The sequence below is a fragment of the Candidatus Villigracilis sp. genome (genome assembly GCF_057083605.1).
This window is the reverse complement of the sequence record NZ_JBXMTI010000044.1, coordinates 1-18,336: the sequence shown is the minus strand read 5'-3', so window position 1 is coordinate 18,336 and position 18,336 is coordinate 1. Positions and strand designations below refer to the sequence as shown.

The following is an 18,336-nucleotide window of genomic DNA, read 5'->3' as shown; positions in this document are numbered from 1 at the left end:
CCAATGTGTTGAAATTCGTAAGTTATTGAACATGGAAGAGTGTTTTGTTCAGGAAAAACGCGGTGGTTGAGTAGGCAGCGCGCGAAGCGGTCCGCCGTATCGAAACCACCAGCAAACAAAGTGATTTTATTAGAGAGTATTTTTGGAAACTTGTTGGTTTCGATACGGGCGAGACAAGCACTCGCCCTACTCAACCAACGAGTACAGAGGTGATAAATGCCTAAAAAAGCCAAACCTGAAGACCGCCGCATCCAGCGGACACGACAACTACTGCAAAATGCCTTGAGCGAATTGATTCTGGAAAAGGGATATGAAAAGGTCACGGTGCAGGATGTGATCGACCGCGCCAATGTGGGACGCTCCACGTTCTATGCACACTTTGAAAGCCTGGACCAACTCCTCCTCAGCGGATTTGAACCCCTGCGCGCCCAATTTGAGGAATTTCTATCAGGAACAACTTTCGACATCGAGAGTCCCTGGGCGTTGAGTCTGACCATGTTTCAACAAGTGCAAAAACAACAGGGCGGGTATATCACGCTCACTCACATCCAGAAATTTCTATACGGGTATTTACTTGACCATATAAAACTACAATCCCCTAAGAGAAATAAAAACATCCCCCCTGAACTTCTGGCACATTACGTTGCCAGTTCTTTTATTGCCTTACTGACCTGGTGGATCGATAATAAATATCCGCTCCCCGCCGAGAAGATGAACGAATACTTCCGCCAACTGGTCGAGCCTGGGACGATGGCGATCATGCTTGGTGCATGATATAGAGGGACAAAGCCGACCCGAATGTGGCGAAGGAGTTGCTGGTGAAGGCGTTGGAAGAAAAAAGAAAATAAGAACCCGTGTTAAAATTACGGAAACAAGGAGTTTCCAATGACAGAAACAACTTTTAGTGTTCATGTTCCAAGCAACCTTCTCAATCTGGGATTAAGCCAGGAAGATATTCAACGCCGAATTTCAGAATGGCTGGTATTTTCGCTTTTCTCAGATGGAAAGATTTCATCAGGCAAGGCTGGAAAACTGCTCGGTCTAAGTCGCCTTGAATTTATTCAATTGCTGCAAACACGGGGAATTGCTTTTATCAATTACAGTGAAGATGAAATTAAGGAAGAGTTGAATGCAGTTAAAAAGCTTACTCCAAAAGCCAAAAAATGATTGTAGTTTCAGACACCACACCCTTGATTGGATTAGCATCTATCAACAGGCTAGAACTTTTGCACGAACTATTTGATGAAGTTTATGTTCCTCAGGCAGTTTTCGACGAGACAGTTACATCTGGGCGTGAAGAGGGAAAGGCAAAACAAGCAGTAACAAACGCAAACTGGATTCACGTTGTTGAAGTAAAGGACAGGCTTGCAGTAAATATTCTTCTCGACGAAATGGATGTGGGAGAAGTTGAAACTATCATTCTTGCGAGTGAATTGAACGCAGATTGGGTCTTAATGGATGAGAAGAAGGGGCGTAGAAAGCTTACCCAATTAAACATTCCAAAAATCGGAACACTTGGGATATTGCTCAAGGCGAAACAACTTGGTCTTATCGCCATCGTAAAGCCTGAAATTGAAAATCTGCAAAAAACAGGGTTTTCCATCTCCCCATTAGTCGTTGAAGAAGTTTTGAAAGTGGCCGGAGAGTAAGTCGTCCGCGCCACAAAAGGCAAGGCGGACCCGAATGTTGCAAAAGTGTTGTTGGTGAAGTCGCTGGAAGAAAGGCGTGGGTAAATATATGTATCCGTTTCCACATGCAATAAACAATTATTTCAACTTTTTAAATGATTATGGATTTTCTATAATCGAAAAAGAAGAATTCAATGAAAGTGTAATGGGAAACGGGTATTTTTGCTTTATGTCTGAGACAACTGGTATTGAAATAGTTTTGGATAGAGGGCAAGTCTTAATGAATATTGGAAAAAGCCATCAGGATAGGAAGGATTGGCTCGAATGGTCTATTGTGATCAAGGCTTATGCGCCCGATGTCAAGGCGTACGATTTTGAAATAAATATTGATTCACAGGTCAAGAGAATAAGTGAACTTCTCAAACAACACTGTGTAGCACTGCTTGAAGGTGATTTTAGCAACGAAGGCTTGCTTAATATAATCGAAGAAAAGATTGGCAAAGGATTCCGAAGACGTTTCTCACAATCCTAAACAAACCATTTCTCCATGAACCATTATAATAAGCGCCAGCAATAATAATTACCATCCAAAATAAAATGAGGTCTTCATGGCTGACTACATCAGCGTTTCAAAAATTTCAAATTACGTCGAAAAAGAAGTTACTATCAAAGGCTGGGTCTACAACCGCACCGATAAAGGCAAGCTGGTCTTTTTATTGGTGCGCGATGGCTCGGGTTTTGTGCAGTGCGTGGCCTTCAAAGGCGATCTTGACCCTGAAGTCTTTGATAGGGTCATGCGCCTGCCGCAAGAGTCTTCTGTCATCATTACGGGTTCCGTCCGCGAGGATAAGCGCGCGCCCGGCATCCCCGGTGGATATGAGGTTGGCGTGAAGCAGATCGAGATCGTTCAGGAGGCGGGCCTGGATTACCCCATGTCGCTCAAGGATCACGGTGTGGATTTTGCGCTCGATAATCGTCACCTGTGGATCCGCATGCAGAGTCAGTGGGCCATCCTGCGCATCCGCTCGACGGTTATGGCGGCCACACGCGAATGGCTTGATAACCACGGCTTCATCGCGATGGATACCCCCATCCTCACGCCTGCCGCCGCCGAAGGCACCACCACTCTTTTTGAAACGGAATACTTCGACGAGGGCAAAGCCTATCTCGCGCAAACAGGTCAACTGTATAACGAAGCGAATATTTTTGCATTCGGAAAAGTCTATTGCTTCGGTCCCACCTTCCGCGCGGAGAAATCAAAGACGCGTCGCCACCTGACCGAGTTCTGGATGCTCGAACCTGAGATCGCCTTCTGTGATCTGGATGGTTTGATGGAAGTCGAAGAGCAGATGCTGACGCACATCATCCAGCGCGTCCTGCGGGACCGTATGCCTGAGTTGAAATCCCTCGGGCGGGATATTTCCAAGCTGGAGAAGATCGTCGCTCCCTTCCCGCGCATTTCCTACGATGACGCCGCAAAGATGATCGCAGAATTACGTGAAAAAGAAACTGACCCAGAAAAGAAGGAATTGCTCGCCTTCGAATGGGGCATGGATTTTGGCGCTCCGCACGAGACCGCCATCACCAATCAATATGAGACGCCTGTCTTTGTGTATGGCTATCCCAGCGCGGTCAAAGCCTTTTACATGGAACCGTGGCCGGGCAGACCTGAGGTCTGCAAGTCTGTGGATTTACTCGCACCTGAAGGCTACGGCGAAATCTGCGGCGGTTCCGAGCGCATGAGCGACCATGACGCATTGTTGGCAAGAATTAAAAAGGAAGGCCTGCCAGAAGAAGCCTTCAAATGGTATTTGGAACTCCGTAAATATGGCTCTGTCCCCCATTCAGGGTTTGGCATGGGTACGGAACGAGTCACATCATGGATCTGCGGCATTGAACACATCCGCGAGGCGATCGCATTCCCGAGGACGATCAAGAGGGTGTATCCATAGTAATAAAGAGCCTCACGGTTTCAACCGTGAGGCTCTTTTTGTTCTTGAATCAACCAACCCGCTTAGGGGGATGCAGGCGGTTCTTCATTCTGTGTTTCCTGTGTTGAAGAAGGTTTCGAAGCAGTATGAGAAGCTACCATTCGATCTTCTTTCTCTTCGGCGGGCGCGCTCCGTTTACGTGCTTCGTTGACCCTGTTCATCGCGATGTCCATCATTGAAAAGAAAAGCTCAATATTGTATCCGACCAAAAAAGCGATGGCCAGCGGTGAAACGGAACCAAGGAAGTTTGTGGACTCGCCCGGCAGAAGGAATGAAAACCAGCCGACCATAATGCCCGCCAAAGCACCCAGTGAGATGCGCAACAGATGTTGAATCCTGGCACCTTCCGAATAAAGGACATTTTCAACCTGCCTCGAGAGGGTTCTCAGCACAGAAGTGCTGGCTCCTAAAATGCCATATAAAAGCGGTAGGACATAACTCTGCAAGATGACCAGAACAAATTGCCCAGCCAACTGAGCCTGACGCGAACTTTCCCGTCTGGCATCGGCCTGAGCCTGACGTTTCAGGGCATTCAATTCATCCGTCAATCTCTGTTTATCCTGACGCCATTGAATGACGATCTCCCCGGCGGGAACCAGCCGGGCGACCAGATCCTGGCTTTCGGCCTGCAGGCTTTGTATCTGCTCGGTATTGAAGTTCTTTCTTGCACCTATATCTATCAACTCTGTTTCCAAATCTTCCAACGTGCTGGTATTGCCTGAAATGGCACTCAGTTGATTTTGGAGCGTGGCAATCTGGTTTTCAACAATTTCCTTTTCCGCATTTAGCCCGGTCAGCTGCGCCTCCAGGGCACCCCCAAGGCTATCGCCCGTGACAGGATCTGTAGATGGGCTGGTCAGCTGAGTTTCAATCGCTGTAATCTGACTTTCAATTATCCCCTTCTGTGTCTCTAAAGCAGTCAACAGCTCCTGCAGAGTTCTGGTTAGATCCTCGACGGTTGCCGTGCCACTGGAGAGGGCGCTCAGTTGAGATTTGATATCCTCTATCTGTTTTTGAATCTCTGCCTCGCGCACATACAATTCATTATTGTCGGCATAAAGCTTGCCCAACTGCAGGTCTATGCTTTCCAATCTTGGGGTTAATGTGCTGTTCAAAAGATCGGCCGCTTTAAGACCATCCGGGTCCTCGGCCAATTGCTTGTCGATTGCATCTATCTGTGCCTGCAGACTTTCGATCTGCAAGGCGTACTCATCACCCGGCGTCAAATCTGCTGTTGCAGAATCCCCGGCAAAGGGTGTCAGATTGATCCTCTCAGAGTCCTTGTCAATAAATTGATCCCAGGGGCTGCTCCAAATCAATAAGATTGAAGAGTTTCGCTCCAGTTGGGATTTAAGTAATTCCAATTCCGTTTCCAGCCGCGCTCTTTCGGAAATAATTTCAAGAGTATCACGCTCCCATTCAGGGCTGGAATAAAAAGTGTACGTCCCGCTGGCCTTGAAGCTCTCTGTATTGATTTCGTTTTGTTTGTAGAGTATCTCTAATGCAGTGTAATCCTGTTGATTTTCGTTGATCTGAAGGTTTATATCCGCCTCCCGCTGCAACAGATCAGACAACTGGGTGGTCAATTGATTGCCGATCACCCAATAGATTTGCAGAATCAGCAAAAGGATCAGCACAACAACTGTAAAAACGATATATCGGTTGACGATCTTGCTGGCCTTGCTGGATGTTCTCCCCCCCGACCAGCGCGACAAAACTGAAGTGTTTCCGAATAGTCTGCTAATAGCTGTATTTTCGATCTGGAGGTTGGCTTTGATGCTTTCCGCGGTGACTGGTTTCACCAGTTTCCATATATCCTGATAGGCAAGCCAAAAGTCCGCCTCCTCTTTAGCACTTACCTCTTCATTATTTTCAACGCGACGCCTGGCGGCGATCAGCGTTTCAAGCGTCTCGCGTTGAATGTCATTCGGGCAATTGGTCGAAGCATACATCAACAAATATTGTGCATCGGACACCGCATCTTCAAAGCGTTTCTTATAAGGCGCGAGTTCAACCGCCTCCTCATGTTTTTCTGGGAGACCAGATTCAGGTTTTGGGTTTTCTGTTAGCTTTGCCATCTAAAACTCCCTTGTTCAGTATTCATTTAAATTCGGCAGAGGGGATGGAACGAGTCACTGCATGGATCGTGTATCGAAAATATCCGCGAGGCGATTGCGTTTTCTATATACGATTAAGAAGCTGTATTCACATATCAAAACTCGGAGGCCATCAAGACCTCCGAGTTTTTTTCAATAAAATTAAGGTATTACCAGCACTTGCCCCACACTAATATTGTTGATGTTCGCAATATTATTTGCAGAGGCAATCGCCGCAACAGTGGTTCCAAACTTGACGGCGATGATCGAAAGGTTATCACCTGCACTCACGGTGTAAGTCCGCTGGGAGGAGGGGGAGGTACCAGAACCGCCTCCACCAGTTGTCGTCGTGGAAGACGAGGCGCTTTCCTGGGGAATGGCAATCGCAACCGGGACGGTCAACTTATCGCCTGCGATGAGCAATTGCGGATTCGCGGCCACTAATTCGCGCACAGTCACCCCGTATGCATTCGCAATTGATTCAAAGTTATCGCCCTTTTTGATCGTATGCGTTTTCGGGGTCTGGTCTGGAATTTTCGCACCGGCAAATACATACAATTCTTCGAGCGTGCCATTGAACACATTCATATCCACCGAAGCGTTTATGCCGTTGACCACGCCCTTATCGCTATATTGCCAGAAGGTCCAATTGAACCAGCCGCGCGGCAAAAATGGTTTTGCGCCTTCCACAAATTGGTTGGGGTATTGTGCCAGCCAGAGCGGATAATCCTTGGCCCAGGCCGGTGGCCCGCCGCCTGCTACGATAAGAAAATCCTGCAAAAAATATTGACCCGAATAAATAATGGGCTTTTTGCCAAATGCGGCTTCCACGCGGTCCAGCCAAACTTTGGCGGCAGGCACGATCTTTTCCTTCGACACTCCGTCGTTGGTTTCGAGATCGAGCACATGCGGAAGTTCAGCATTGTCCTTGAACGATTTCACATAGTCGATGAAATAATCCGCCTGTTTTTTGGCATCCACATTACAGCGGAAGAAATGATAGGCGCCGCGTAAAAGACCCGCAGCTTTTGCACCAGACCAGTTAAATTTGAAGGTGGAGTCTTGGTACGTAATCCCCTCTGTGGCTTTCACAAAAACGTAGCGGTGCCCGGCGGCGCGCACTTTGGGCCAGTCAATACCCGCATCCCAATACGAAACATCAATTCCAGGAACTCTCGCCATGTTTACCTCCATTTTTTATCGATGCGAAAACAACTAATCTAGCGTAGCACAAAACATTCAGAAAATCAATTACTTTCTTAATAGTCGCAAACCTTAATGTTTAATAATTATCTACCATTGCCTATTGGAGTATGGTATAAGAATCACGCCCTGCTGTGTGCGTGATATCGCCCTCACGTTTTGAGCCAACACCTTTAAAACGGTCTCTTATTTTGAAGAAATAACGCGATAGGCCTGAGCCAAGGCGGCGTTTCCCAATACGAGACCACCTGCTCTAGCAGGTTCAAAACCTGGCGGTACACGGCATGAGCGGGGTATTTTCAACCTCATGCCCACTACTCTCCCGAAATTGGGAGAGTAGTTTTATTTTTCCTGATGGATCGCGGCTGCCGCACGCAACCCCGACTCGAACGCACCCTGGATCCAGGCATGGTAGAGGGATGCATGTTCCCCCGCAAAATGGATTCTGCCCTCGGGTTTGACAATTTCATCGTGGAGCAATATCTGCTGACCCGGGTCGAAGAGGGCGAAGGCGCCTCCTGCGTAGGGATCGTCATGCCACATATGCGAAGCGCCCGCTTCAAACTCCTCCCGGGCCTGCGGATGTATCGCTGCGACATTTTCCAACGCCTGTTCGATCCGTTCGTGCGGCAGGAGTGAACCCCAGCGCTGTGCATCTTCAGACCAGGTGTAACTGGCAAGCAAAATGCCGCGTCCTGTCTCCTTGCCATAATCTGTATAAAACAAATTGCGGATGGCCAGGTCGGTGACCGTGCCGCCGCCATAAATACCTTCATCCGTTTCCCAAAAGCGACGGCGGGTCTGAAAGAATATCTTGGCCGAGGCATCGTAATGCAATTGACGGATCGCTCGTTGCTTCGCGCGCGAGAACGGCTTTAACACCTCAACATGGCGCAACACGGGGAATGGAACGGTGATAATTGCATAATCGGCACGCATCTCAAACTTGCCTGCCCTCGTCTGATAATAGATGACGACCTCGTCGGGTGTCTGGTCGATGGCGATCATCCTCGCGCCATAGCGGATGCGTGATCCGTGTGCGGGCAGGAAGGCATGAGGCAGGTTATCCATTCCGCCTTCGATCTGGCACATATTAGTGTAATAGTTACCGCCATCTTCGCGGAATAATTCGAGGAACGAGGAATTCATAACCGACTCTTGATTGTTCAACAGGCCGAACATTTCGATCAGCCCCTCAGACCAGCCCTTCAGCTCCAGAAATTCACGTACCGAATACTGGTCATATTGCTCAACGATCTCATCCCAGCCTTCCTTCTCCACTTTTTCCACTAGTGGACGAATGGTCGCCTCCCAAATATCACCTGCAAGTTTTCCTTTTTCTTGCTCAGAGGTTGCAAACCCCATCAACTCAGGGTTCGACTGCACTTCCGCCATGCGGCGTTTCACTCCCCCCACATACACATACGCCTGCGGATTGCCCATCATAAAGTCTTTGGTTTTCAATCCAAATTTTTCAATATAGGCCATTGTCAACGGGTGAGCGCGGGGGATGCGCATGGCTCCTGCCTCGCCATACAGTCCTTGAGAAAACGGCTCGCGCAAAGTATAGATCCTGCCTCCCACGCGGTGCTGTGCCTCAAGGATATGAACATCGTGCCCAGCTTGGAGCAATTCATATCCTGCGGAAAGACCTGCCAAACCAGCGCCAACAATAACTACTTTTTTGGGTCTGCTGGTTTTGAATTTTTTTACAAGCCCCTGTTTGACGACCCCAACATAATCCTCAATGGGCAATTCGGAATTCATAACGGCCTCCTACAAAAATAAGTAATTTATCTTAGCCATAAGCCGCGTAAAATTCAATCCCCAATTTAGTACTTGACGAACCGGTAACCTGCGTGTAAAATCGCCGCCATTAGCTAGTCGGGATGACAATTGAATAACGGAGATATAAGCGGCTGGGTCTTGCATAGCAAGATCACGAGGTGAAGGTTCTCCCGTGCGAACGGGACGCTAACCAAACTCTCCTCTCCCTTTGGGACATTGTGCCCGTAGGGTAGAGGTCGGGTGAGGGAAAATCGGATAGATCAGCGGATGCCTTCGAAGCCAGATCACTGGCTTCCTTCTCCCTTCCAAAGAAAGCGGATATGAGTACAGGAGTTTAAAAAAACTCTGTTGCTCACCACTGAAAACCATGCGGCGACGCGTGAGACAAGGTGGACGCAGTGAACAGGCATTATTGATTAATTATATTGATCAATTGCTTGTAATATTTGGAAGGGCGTTTCTTTTTAATACCAGCGTGTATTGAAACAGATATGCCCAGGCATATCTGTTTTTTATTTCCTTAAACAAACCTGACAGGTCTTATGGAAAAATACAGAATCCTTCAATCATCTCTGGAGACCTGTCAGGTTTTAGCGTAAATGAGAAAAAATGAGCAAGAAACGGGTAGTATCCACGTGCATTGCCAAATACAATCTCCATCATCAAAAAGGAGATTGATATGGATAACAATAAAATTGAACCTTCACAACATTATAAATTGATCGAACAAGCCATTCAGTACATCGAGGCCAATGTGCAGCACCAGCCGGAACTGGAGGAGATCGCCTCCGCCATAGGGTTGAGCGAGTATCACTTCCAACGCCTGTTCACCCACTGGACGGGCATCAGCCCCAAGCGCTTCATGCAATTTCTGACGAAGGAACATGCGAAGAAACTTCTTAGCCAATCCGAGAATCTCTTGGAAACCACGCATCAGGTTGGGCTTTCAAGCCTGGGGCGTTTGCACGATCTTTTTGTCACTACAGAAGCGGTAACACCGGGCGAGTACAAATCTGGCGGCGCGGGTATTACCATTCGCTATGGAATTCACCCATCGCCTTTTGGCAAATGTCTCATTGCCACTACCGAGCGCGGCATTTGCGGCCTGGGTTTTGTGGATGCAAGCGAAGGCAAAGCCATTGACAACCTGGTTGCGGATTGGCAGCAGGCAGAGATGGTTGAAGATTACAAATCCACTGCCCCGCTAGTCACGCACATCTTCTCTGATGTTTCGACACGGCTCAACACAAGCCTTGAAGTTGATTCACCGCTCAAGCTTCATCTGCGTGGGACAAATTTCCAGATCAAGGTGTGGGAGGCGTTGCTCAATATTCCCACAGGCGCAGTGACCACGTATGAGCATATTGCCGCTCACATTGGCAATCCAAAGGCAGTGCGCGCTGTCGGCTCGGCAGTTGGGCATAACCCCATTGCTTATTTGATTCCATGTCACCGGGTGATACGCAAGAGCGGTGAGTTTGGAAATTACCTTTACGGGTCTGCCCGAAAGAAGATCATATTGGCGAAAGAATTCGGCCTCCCGAAGGACATCGGGACGATGTGAGCGGAGAGACGAGCGATCTTCGAGGAACGTAGTCGAAGGCCATCCTGAAACCATAATATCCTTCGACTGCGCCGCACAAAGATCAAGAACGTGCGGCTCCGCTCAGGATGAAGGCATAAATATAAAAGGAAAAAATGAAATCTAGAATCTGGTTACCGTTATTAGCGTTATATATTGTTTGGGGTTCGACATACTTTGGCATCAAAGTAGCTATCGAGACCATCCCTCCGTTTTTTCATGCAGGGATTCGCTTCCTGGTCTCAGGCATCATCCTGGTGATCTGGCAGCGTTCGGCGGGCTATGCAATGCCGACCCGCAAGCAATGGATCTCTACAGCCATCATCGGCACATTGCTGCTGCTCGGTGGTAATGGGTTGGTCGCATGGGCAGAGCAATTCATCCCTTCTGGGATTGCCGCTCTCATTATCGGTTCAGTGCCAATGTTCCTGGTTGTGGCCGAAGCATTCAGGCCGCATGGTGTAAAACCGAATTGGCAGTCCATCGTTGGCTTGCTGATCGGCTTTGTGGGCATCTTCATCCTTGTGGGGCCCGGTGAAATTTCGGGAAGCACCACACAGTTCGATCCCTTCGGTGTGATCGCCCTGCTGTTCGCATGTTTATTTTGGTCCCTTGGCTCCGTCTACAGCAAATCAGCAGACTTGCCAAAATCATCTCTGATGAGCACAGGCGCGCAAATGTTGATGGGAAGCATCAGTTTGTTCCTTGTTTCGGTATTAACGGGCGAATTGAATGGCTGGGATATGACAGCCATTTCATCCCGCTCGATCTACGGGTTGCTGTATCTTATCTTTGCAGGTTCATTGATCGGGTTTGCATCTTATGGCTGGCTATTGCAAAACGCCCCGATCTCGCTGGTGGCAACCTATGCATATGTCAACCCGATCGTGGCGGTATTACTTGGGAATTGGATCGGCAATGAACCGTTGGAACCACGCATCTGGCTTGCGGCAGCGATCATCATCGGGTCGGTCATGTTCATTAATAGCAGAAGCAAGCCCCAGGTCAGGCAAGAAGCGAAGGAGGTTGTAGTGGAGAGTGGTCAGTAGGCAATCATCAGCGATCAGTGTTCGGTTATCCGTTGTCGGATGTCAATCATCAATAATCATAAAACCAAAATTGAAAAGGAGAAGTAAACCATGGACGGAAAAGATTTGCTCAAAAAAGTAAAAGAAGATAATGTAAAGTTCTTATCACTCCAGTTTACCGATGTGATGGGCGCGGTCAAGAGCGTGGATATGCCGATCCGCCATCTTGAAGACGTGCTGGAGGATGGCGCGTGGTTCGATGGTTCATCGGTGGAAGGTTTCGCGCGCATTCAGGAAAGTGATATGCGTTTGATGGTCGACCCCGATACATACGCCGTATTGCCCTGGTCTTCAGCCGATTCAAAACGTGCGCGCGTCTTCTGCGATATCTTTACCCCGGGCGGCGAACCCTTCGAAGGCGATCCGCGCGGGTCATTGAAACGCATCTTAAAGAAAATTGGAGATCGCGGCTGGAAGTACAACATTGGCCCAGAGCCTGAGTTCTTCCTGTTCAAAGGCGAGAATGGACACGGCGTTCATCCTGTGCCTCATGATACAGGCGGTTATTTTGATTTCTCTTCCTTCGATGAAGCCGTTGTGGTGCGCACTGCGTTGATGGATGCCCTTGATGCAATGGGACTCGATGTGGAAGTGGGTCACCACGAAGTTGCATTAGGCCAGCACGAAATTGATTTCCGTTTTGCGGATGCACTCAAGGCCGCCGACAATGTGTTGACTTTGAAGTACACCGTGAAAGCGATTGCTGCGCAGCACGGACTGGTCGCTTCTTTCATGCCGAAACCTGTGTACGGCATTAATGGCTCTGGCATGCACTGCCACCAATCCCTCTTCGATACAAAATCGGGCAAGAACCTGTTCTTCGATGCGAAGGATGCCGCTCACCTTTCACCTGTGGCTTATTCATTTATTGCAGGTCAGTTGGAACATGCCCGCGCTTTAGCCGGTGTAGTCGCGCCGACTGTGAACTCATACAAGCGCCTCGTGCCTGGTTATGAAGCACCTGTATACATCGGTTGGGCTCAGCAGAACCGCTCGGCTTTGATCCGCATTCCGCGTTACACCGAAGGACGTGATAAGGCTGTCCGCGCTGAACTGCGCTTCCCTGATCCTTCATCGAACCCATATATGGCATTTACAGTAATGTTGGCCGCCGCTCTGGATGGCATTGACAAGAATCTCGCAGCGCCCAATCCGTTGAACAATATCAACCTGTATCACCTGGATAAGGAAGAACGCGCCAAATTAGGTGTGACCGAACTTCCTGGCTCATTGGCTGAATCCCTGGGCGAATTGGAGAAGGATGAAGTGTTGAAATCTGCGCTCGGAGCCACACTTTACGATGCCTACATGCGCGCCAAGTGGGAGGAGTGGGATGAGTTCCGCCTACGTGTGACAGATTACGAGATCGAGAAGTATTTGGAAACAGCTTAGTTCAGTAGACAGTTATCAGTTGTCGGTAATCAGCTAGACCTCCGAGTTTTTTGCAAAACTCGGAGGTCTTTGTTACGCCTGGAAGATAGACAGAGACAACCTGCGATATAATTTCGGCAGTTGCTCGCTCCTCTTCCAAGGTTCAACTGAATGAACTCATCCCTGATCAACACTTTAAAGAGTTATATCCCCGATATTTTGAAGAGCCGCATTGCGGATGATCCCACGCCGCCTAATAAGCCTTTTATTGAAAATTACAGCGCGGCGGTTTTATTTGTAGATATATCTGGTTTTACTGCGTTGACTGAAGAGTTCGCGGCACGCGGCCCTTCAGGTGCGGAGGATATTTCTGCGGTATTGAACGATTTTTACGGCCAGTGGATCGATATCATCAAAACTTATGGGGGGGATATTATCAAGTTCGCGGGCGATGGGCTGCTTGTCATCTGGAAGGAAGAACACATTGATAATGCCACCTTATGTGCCGCGCAAACTGCGCTGGAAGCTCGCAAAAAATTGGAAAATTTCCGCGCAAGAGACCGTGCCCTTTCGACCAGAATTGCTCTGGGGGCAGGTCAGATCGCTTTAACAGGATTGGGAGGGGTGTTCAATCGCTGGGAAATCGTGATCACCGGAGACGCTATTGATCAGGTGGGTAAGGCTCAGACTTCACTAAAGCCCGGTCAGATCATTGCCTCGCCTGAAGCATGGGAAAAACTTAAGGGAGAGGCTTCGGGAGAGTCCGCATCAGATGGGCATATGCTGTTGAGCAGTATCAGCACGAAGGTCGAGCATGAAGCGGGGCGGGCATTTGATCTTGAAGAAAATTGTATCCCCGCATTAAGGTCATACATCCCAGGTGCAATTGCAAAACGAATCGATGCGGGCCAGTCTGACTGGTTGGCAGAGCTGCGGCGTGTGACCAGCCTGTTCATCAATATCCCTGAAATGACGCGCGGCGCGGATACAGACCTGGCCCAGAAGATTGCGCAAATTTTGCAGAGTTCGATCTATCGCTATGAAGGCAGTGTGAATAAGATCGCGGTGGATGAAAAAGGTGTTTCACTTTTGGCGGCATTTGGGCTTCCGCCTTTTTCGCATGAGGACGATCCCTTACGCGGCGTGCTGGCCGCGCAGGATATTATGGCCGCAATCAAAAAACTTGATCTGAATTGTTATATCGGCATTGCCACAGGACGCATGTTCTGCGGCGTGATCGGTAATGAAAAACGCAGGGAATATACCATCAACGGCGATGCAGTTAATGTGGCGGCTCGTTTAATGCATGCCATTTCAGCCAATATGACCACGCCCGCTGGCAACCCCATCGAAATCATTTGCGATGCAAGCACATATGAAGGCGCCAGGAGCCGAGTAGACTTCATCACGCTGGCCCCGATCACGATCCGCGGCAAGGCCCAGCCTGTGCCCGCTTTTGTGCCGCAGGCCCGCCACGCAAAAGATATGGGGCATATTGCATTGTCCGATATGATCGGGCGCGAGAATGAACGCTTTGCATTGGCTGAAGCACTGCGGGCTTTGATCACAAAGGAAAGCAGGGTGGTGGTGATTGAGGGTGAGGCAGGGTTTGGAAAATCACGGCTGGTGGAGGAACTATTCCGCCAGTCTGATGCGATGAATGTGAAGATTCTGCTTGGCCTTGGCGAAGCGATTGAACAGAACACTCCGTATCATGTCTGGAAGGATATTACACAAAAAATATTCGACCTCGATGAGCAGGAAAGCACCACCGAACAAAAACTCGCTTTTGAAAAAATGATCGATGCAGATAATGACCTCAAGGAGCGCGCGCCATTGTTAAGCGCGGTACTGCCTTTTGCGATCCCTGATAATGAGAATACAAAAAATATTATTGGAGATGCGCGCGCGAGCGCCATGCATCAACTGATCATCGAGCGGCTCGCGCAGGTTGCCAGCCACGCCCCCACCGTATTAGTCATCGAGGATGTGCATTGGCTGGATTCGGGTTCATGGGCATTATTAAGTCTTGCGGCGCAGCGGGTCAATCCCCTGCTTGTCGTCACTACTGCCCGCCCGATGGGCGAGCTCGCGCCAGCCGAATACACTCATATGCGCGATATGGCTTCTGCAAAATTTTTGTCGCTTACCGCGCTGGGAAATCTGGATATTGAAACCCTGTTATGCCAGCGCTTGAATGTGCAAAAATTGCCCGATGAACTCGTCATCTTCATTCGCAACAAAGCAGAAGGACATCCCTTTTATAGCGAAGAGCTTGTTTATGCATTACGCGATGGCGGATTCATTGAAATAAAAAACGACGAGTGCCGCATCACATCCAGTGCGGGGAATTTGGATGAACTTAACCTGCCTGGCTCATTGGAAGGTGTGATCACCAGCCGCATTGACAAAATGCCGCCTTCGCATCAACTCACGCTGAAAGTTGCTTCCGTTATCGGACGCGTTTTCGCCCTCCAGGAATTATCCGCCATCTACCCCATCAAATCGGAGCTGGCTTCATTGCCTGAGTATTTATCTCATCTCGAAAAACAGGAATTGACCATCCTTGATTCGCCCGACCCTGAAGTTTCCTATTTATTCAAACATATCATTACCCAGGAAGTAGCTTACAACCTGCTGCTTTTTTCACAGCGACGTTCCCTGCACCGCGCCATGGCCGAATGGTACGAAGGCTCCTTCATGCAGAATATCATCGCATATTATCCCGTCCTTGCCCACCATTGGAAGCAGGCCGACGTTCCGCAAAAAGCGATTGAATATCTGGAGAAATCAGGCGAGATGGCTTTCCGCACCGGGGCGTACCGTGAGGCGGTTCAATTCTTCTCGCAGGCATTGGATAAAGCAGAAGCCTTCAAAGAGGTCAATGTATCCACACTGAAGCGGGCCTATTGGCTGCGCTCCATTGGTGAAGCGCAAATGGGACTCGGCGACATGGACTCGGCGCGGGAACATTTCCGTAAAGCCGCACTGATCCTGAAACACTCCAGCCCACGAACTTCTCTTGGCATTATTTTTGGTTTGATCACTCAATGGCTCATTCAGAGTCTGCATCGCCGCTTCCCCAATATTTTCGTCGGACGATTAAAAGATAAAGACGCAGAACTTCAGGAAGTGGCACAGATCTTTACGCATCTCGGCCATGTGAATTACATCAAGCTGGAAAGCCTGCCCATGCTTTATCATACTTTGGGAAGCCTAAATCTTTCCGAAGATGGCGGCAGCATGTCACCTGCGCGTGTCTGGGCACTTGGTTCCGCCAGTGCGATCCTCGGTTTTATTCCCAACCATGGAATGGCAAAACATTATGCAGAGAAGGCGCTGCACGCTTCAACACAGGTGGATAACCCCCGCTCACAAATGTGGACGTACCTTGCCGTGGGCGTATACAAACTTGGTGTGGCAGAATGGGATGCCTCACGGAATGCTCTGAAAAAAACCAAGGAAATTGCCTTGAGCGCTTCCGATAGGCAGATTGAAGGCAATGCTGAAACCATACTGGCAGGCCTGGAGTATTATCGCGGCGGTGATTTTGAAGCATCACAAAATTACTACAACAACCTGCTGGCACAGGCAAAACAATCTGGCAATCTTTTGCATCTGACCTGGGCGGCCTATGGAAATTCATTTCTCCACATCATTCGCGGCGAATTCAATCAAGCGCTTCAAAACGCAAAAGACGGGGAAAGGCTTGACCCAACCCCCATCAATGTTGCGCATCTGAAAAGCATTCGCGGCATTGCCAATTGGCGTCTGGGTGAGGAAGAGCTGGCGGTTCAAAACATTGCCCAGGCACTATCCATTTTGAAGACTCTCCCTCCGCAGGTGTATTCGTTACTAATGGCGTATAGAGTCACAGCGGCCATAACTTGTGAAGTTTGGGAACAGGGAAAAACTTTTGATATCCCTGGCTGGAGTTCAACAACGGAAGTTCAGAAGACCTTGAAAGCCATCATTCAATTGCTGAAAAAATATACACCTGCCTTTCCAATCGGGGAACCCTGTCTGCTGTATTATCAAGGGATGCAAAACTGGATGGAGGGTAGGCCAAAATACGCTTTCAAGCAATGGGATGATAGCGCAGAGGCCGCCCGAAAACTTGCCATGCCCTGGGGCGAAGCCAATGCCCTGCGTGAAATCGGAAAGCGTTCTGAAGGTGAAGAGGGCAGAGAATATCTGCGAAAAGCGCTTGACTTGTTTACAGCCAGCCACGCAACATATGATGTGATGGATACTAAAAGATTGTTGGAAAAATAAAAAAGGACTTCCAAGTTATTTTGGAAGTCCTTTTTAGTTACGCAGGATGTAGGCCGTTGCGTCACCCTCCCGAAGGATATTGGGACGATGTGAAGGAGCGCTCTTCAGCGGACTGAAGGGTCTCAAAAGTAAGTCACGAGATGCTTCGCGCCTGAAAAGCGGCACTCAGCATGACACAATCCCTTATCCACTATTGACGTTATTTATGCAATATGCAGAATGGATTTCTCCACCTTGTTGCCAACCTTCGCCACACGCCGCCAACTACTATTATCGTTGAGTGAAATCCAGCGGCGTTCTTCGGTGCGATAGAACCAATCTTTGTCCTGCTGATAATAAACAAGCACACCATGTGATTCCCAAATATTGAGGATCTCATTCCCATGCGCGTGTGTATCGTCAAAATCGGTTGTGGCGCGCTGACCCATCTCACTATAAAGTTCATTCAACTCAAGCAGGAGAGTGTTGATCTCTGGGGAAAGGTGGCTTACTTTCAGCCCAATCCGCTTCGCCTCTTCAAATAAAATCGGATACCCGTGCGATGGATATTTTGAATTCAATGTGGCGGCGATCTTATCTGCAGTTTGCTCTTCCTTGATATGGTAGGCGAGCAGTTCCTTGCATAACATAATGGATAATGACTCTGCACGGTCCACTGCGCCAATGACCAGCGGATGCACATGCTCGAACAATTGCTGATATGGATTCTCGCTCTTATCGGACCCTTGAGCCTGCCACAGTTTCACGACGCGGTTCAATTCATCCAGGCTGACGCTCACGCGGTCATTGTCACGGTCAATGGGTGAAAGTGAATGCGTCAGGGAAGTATCCACCGAGGTGAGATAGGCCATCGGGCCCATGTGGATTTCGTTTGCGCCAAGCGTGATCATGGTCGCAGCGGAAGCGCATTCAAGAGGGATGACCGCCACAATTTCCTTGCAATATTGACGCAGGAGATTCACGATCCGCAGGGAGGCTTGTCCGTTGCCTCCGCTGGATTTGATGAACAGATAGATCTTCTCCTGCTGCCCGATCTTCTCCATTAATTCAAACAATGCCAGCACATCATCATGGCAGACACTTCCGCGCGGGTTGTTGAAGTAGGTCACAAGTGTGCCGCCCAGCATCTTATTCACACTTTTGATGATGGCTTGTGTTTTATTAAATAAAATAGGTGGTTGTTTTTCTTTATGATGGGTGTTTTTCGCTGGCATACTTTACTCTCTTTACCTCAAGACTGGGTGGGATATTATCATCTTTTCAAAAAATTAATGACTCACCATCGTGATTCCCTGAGCGGAGCGAAGGGTCTCT

At 48.9% G+C, this 18,336-nt stretch carries 13 protein-coding genes and 1 other RNA gene; 10 read left to right on the top strand and 4 right to left on the bottom strand.

Translation table 11 applies throughout. The features are described from left to right. Positions 1–216 precede the first annotated feature (216 nt). The 5 genes from AC14M5_RS07290 (at position 217) to asnS (ending at position 3,580) form a co-directional block, all read left to right on the top strand. Positions 217–774, top strand: a complete 558-nt coding sequence (locus AC14M5_RS07290; RefSeq protein WP_484028984.1) for a TetR/AcrR family transcriptional regulator — start codon at positions 217–219, stop codon at positions 772–774. A gap of 111 nt (positions 775–885) precedes the next feature. After that, positions 886–1,167 carry a UPF0175 family protein gene (locus tag AC14M5_RS07285; RefSeq protein WP_484028983.1) on the top strand — a complete coding sequence of 94 codons (282 nt, stop codon included), beginning with the start codon at positions 886–888 and terminating at the stop codon, positions 1,165–1,167. Continuing rightward, the gene (locus AC14M5_RS07280) at positions 1,164–1,649 is read left to right on the top strand and encodes a PIN domain-containing protein (protein ID WP_484028982.1); all 486 of its coding nucleotides are present in this window, start codon (positions 1,164–1,166) and stop codon (positions 1,647–1,649) included. Before AC14M5_RS07285 ends, AC14M5_RS07280 begins: the two co-directional genes overlap by 4 nt. A 76-nt stretch (positions 1,650–1,725) precedes the next feature. After that, positions 1,726–2,160 (top strand): hypothetical protein, encoded by a 435-nt coding sequence (locus tag AC14M5_RS07275; protein ID WP_484028981.1) that lies wholly within the window; start codon positions 1,726–1,728, stop codon positions 2,158–2,160. 76 nt (positions 2,161–2,236) lie between these two features. Continuing rightward, positions 2,237–3,580: an asparagine--tRNA ligase gene (gene asnS / locus AC14M5_RS07270; RefSeq protein WP_484028980.1), complete on the top strand. Its 1,344-nt coding sequence runs from the start codon at positions 2,237–2,239 to the stop codon at positions 3,578–3,580. Positions 3,581–3,642: 62 nt separating this feature from the next. On the opposite strand, the gene AC14M5_RS07265 is transcribed toward asnS, so the two are convergent. Together AC14M5_RS07265 and AC14M5_RS07260 are read right to left on the bottom strand one after the other, a co-directional pair. Beyond that, on the bottom strand, positions 3,643–5,697 hold the full coding sequence (locus AC14M5_RS07265; RefSeq protein ID WP_484028979.1) for a hypothetical protein: 2,055 nt from the start codon (positions 5,695–5,697) through the stop codon (positions 3,643–3,645). Positions 5,698–5,877: 180 nt separating this feature from the next. Continuing rightward, on the bottom strand, positions 5,878–6,897 hold the full coding sequence (locus AC14M5_RS07260; RefSeq protein WP_484028978.1) for a GH25 family lysozyme: 1,020 nt from the start codon (positions 6,895–6,897) through the stop codon (positions 5,878–5,880). Between the two features lie 144 nt (positions 6,898–7,041). On the opposite strand from AC14M5_RS07260, the gene ssrS reads away from it, so the two are divergent. After that, a non-coding RNA gene (gene ssrS / locus AC14M5_RS07255) (6S RNA) lies at positions 7,042–7,217 on the top strand. Between the two features lie 43 nt (positions 7,218–7,260). On the opposite strand, the gene AC14M5_RS07250 is transcribed toward ssrS, so the two are convergent. Further along, positions 7,261–8,685: a flavin monoamine oxidase family protein gene (locus tag AC14M5_RS07250; RefSeq protein ID WP_484028977.1), complete on the bottom strand. Its 1,425-nt coding sequence runs from the start codon at positions 8,683–8,685 to the stop codon at positions 7,261–7,263. A 700-nt stretch (positions 8,686–9,385) separates the two neighbouring features. Between AC14M5_RS07250 and AC14M5_RS07245 the strand changes: the two genes are divergently transcribed. The 4 genes from AC14M5_RS07245 to AC14M5_RS07230 all read left to right on the top strand — a co-directional run bounded on the left by AC14M5_RS07245 (position 9,386) and on the right by AC14M5_RS07230 (position 17,022). After that, positions 9,386–10,270: a methylated-DNA--[protein]-cysteine S-methyltransferase gene (locus AC14M5_RS07245; protein ID WP_484028976.1), complete on the top strand. Its 885-nt coding sequence runs from the start codon at positions 9,386–9,388 to the stop codon at positions 10,268–10,270. Positions 10,271–10,404: 134 nt separating this feature from the next. Further along, positions 10,405–11,337, top strand: a complete 933-nt coding sequence (locus tag AC14M5_RS07240) for an EamA family transporter (protein WP_484028975.1) — start codon at positions 10,405–10,407, stop codon at positions 11,335–11,337. 90 nt (positions 11,338–11,427) lie between these two features. Further along, positions 11,428–12,768 (top strand): glutamine synthetase family protein, encoded by a 1,341-nt coding sequence (locus tag AC14M5_RS07235; RefSeq protein ID WP_484028974.1) that lies wholly within the window; start codon positions 11,428–11,430, stop codon positions 12,766–12,768. A 150-nt stretch (positions 12,769–12,918) separates the two neighbouring features. Further along, positions 12,919–17,022, top strand: a complete 4,104-nt coding sequence (locus tag AC14M5_RS07230; RefSeq protein WP_484028973.1) for an AAA family ATPase — start codon at positions 12,919–12,921, stop codon at positions 17,020–17,022. 203 nt (positions 17,023–17,225) lie between these two features. Here the strand turns inward: AC14M5_RS07230 and AC14M5_RS07225 are convergent, their stop codons facing one another. Continuing rightward, the gene (locus tag AC14M5_RS07225; protein WP_484028972.1) at positions 17,226–18,236 is read right to left on the bottom strand and encodes an ATP-dependent Clp protease proteolytic subunit; all 1,011 of its coding nucleotides are present in this window, start codon (positions 18,234–18,236) and stop codon (positions 17,226–17,228) included. Between the last annotated feature and the right edge of the window lie 100 nt (positions 18,237–18,336).

Excerpts from the sequence above, each read along its gene's own strand:
- AC14M5_RS07230 (WP_484028973.1), top strand. The coding sequence starts at position 12,919 with ATGAACTCATCCCTGATCAACACTTTAAAGAGTTATATCCCCGATATT.
- AC14M5_RS07240 (WP_484028975.1), top strand. The coding sequence starts at position 10,405 with ATGAAATCTAGAATCTGGTTACCGTTATTAGCGTTATATATTGTTTGG.
- AC14M5_RS07245 (WP_484028976.1), top strand. The coding sequence starts at position 9,386 with ATGGATAACAATAAAATTGAACCTTCACAACATTATAAATTGATCGAA.
- AC14M5_RS07260 (WP_484028978.1), bottom strand. The coding sequence starts at position 6,897 with ATGGCGAGAGTTCCTGGAATTGATGTTTCGTATTGGGATGCGGGTATT.
- AC14M5_RS07235 (WP_484028974.1), top strand. The coding sequence starts at position 11,428 with ATGGACGGAAAAGATTTGCTCAAAAAAGTAAAAGAAGATAATGTAAAG.
- AC14M5_RS07225 (WP_484028972.1), bottom strand. The coding sequence starts at position 18,236 with ATGCCAGCGAAAAACACCCATCATAAAGAAAAACAACCACCTATTTTA.
- AC14M5_RS07285 (WP_484028983.1), top strand. The coding sequence starts at position 886 with ATGACAGAAACAACTTTTAGTGTTCATGTTCCAAGCAACCTTCTCAAT.
- AC14M5_RS07265 (WP_484028979.1), bottom strand. The coding sequence starts at position 5,697 with ATGGCAAAGCTAACAGAAAACCCAAAACCTGAATCTGGTCTCCCAGAA.
- AC14M5_RS07290 (WP_484028984.1), top strand. The coding sequence starts at position 217 with ATGCCTAAAAAAGCCAAACCTGAAGACCGCCGCATCCAGCGGACACGA.
- AC14M5_RS07280 (WP_484028982.1), top strand. The coding sequence starts at position 1,164 with ATGATTGTAGTTTCAGACACCACACCCTTGATTGGATTAGCATCTATC.
- asnS (WP_484028980.1), top strand. The coding sequence starts at position 2,237 with ATGGCTGACTACATCAGCGTTTCAAAAATTTCAAATTACGTCGAAAAA.
- AC14M5_RS07250 (WP_484028977.1), bottom strand. The coding sequence starts at position 8,685 with ATGAATTCCGAATTGCCCATTGAGGATTATGTTGGGGTCGTCAAACAG.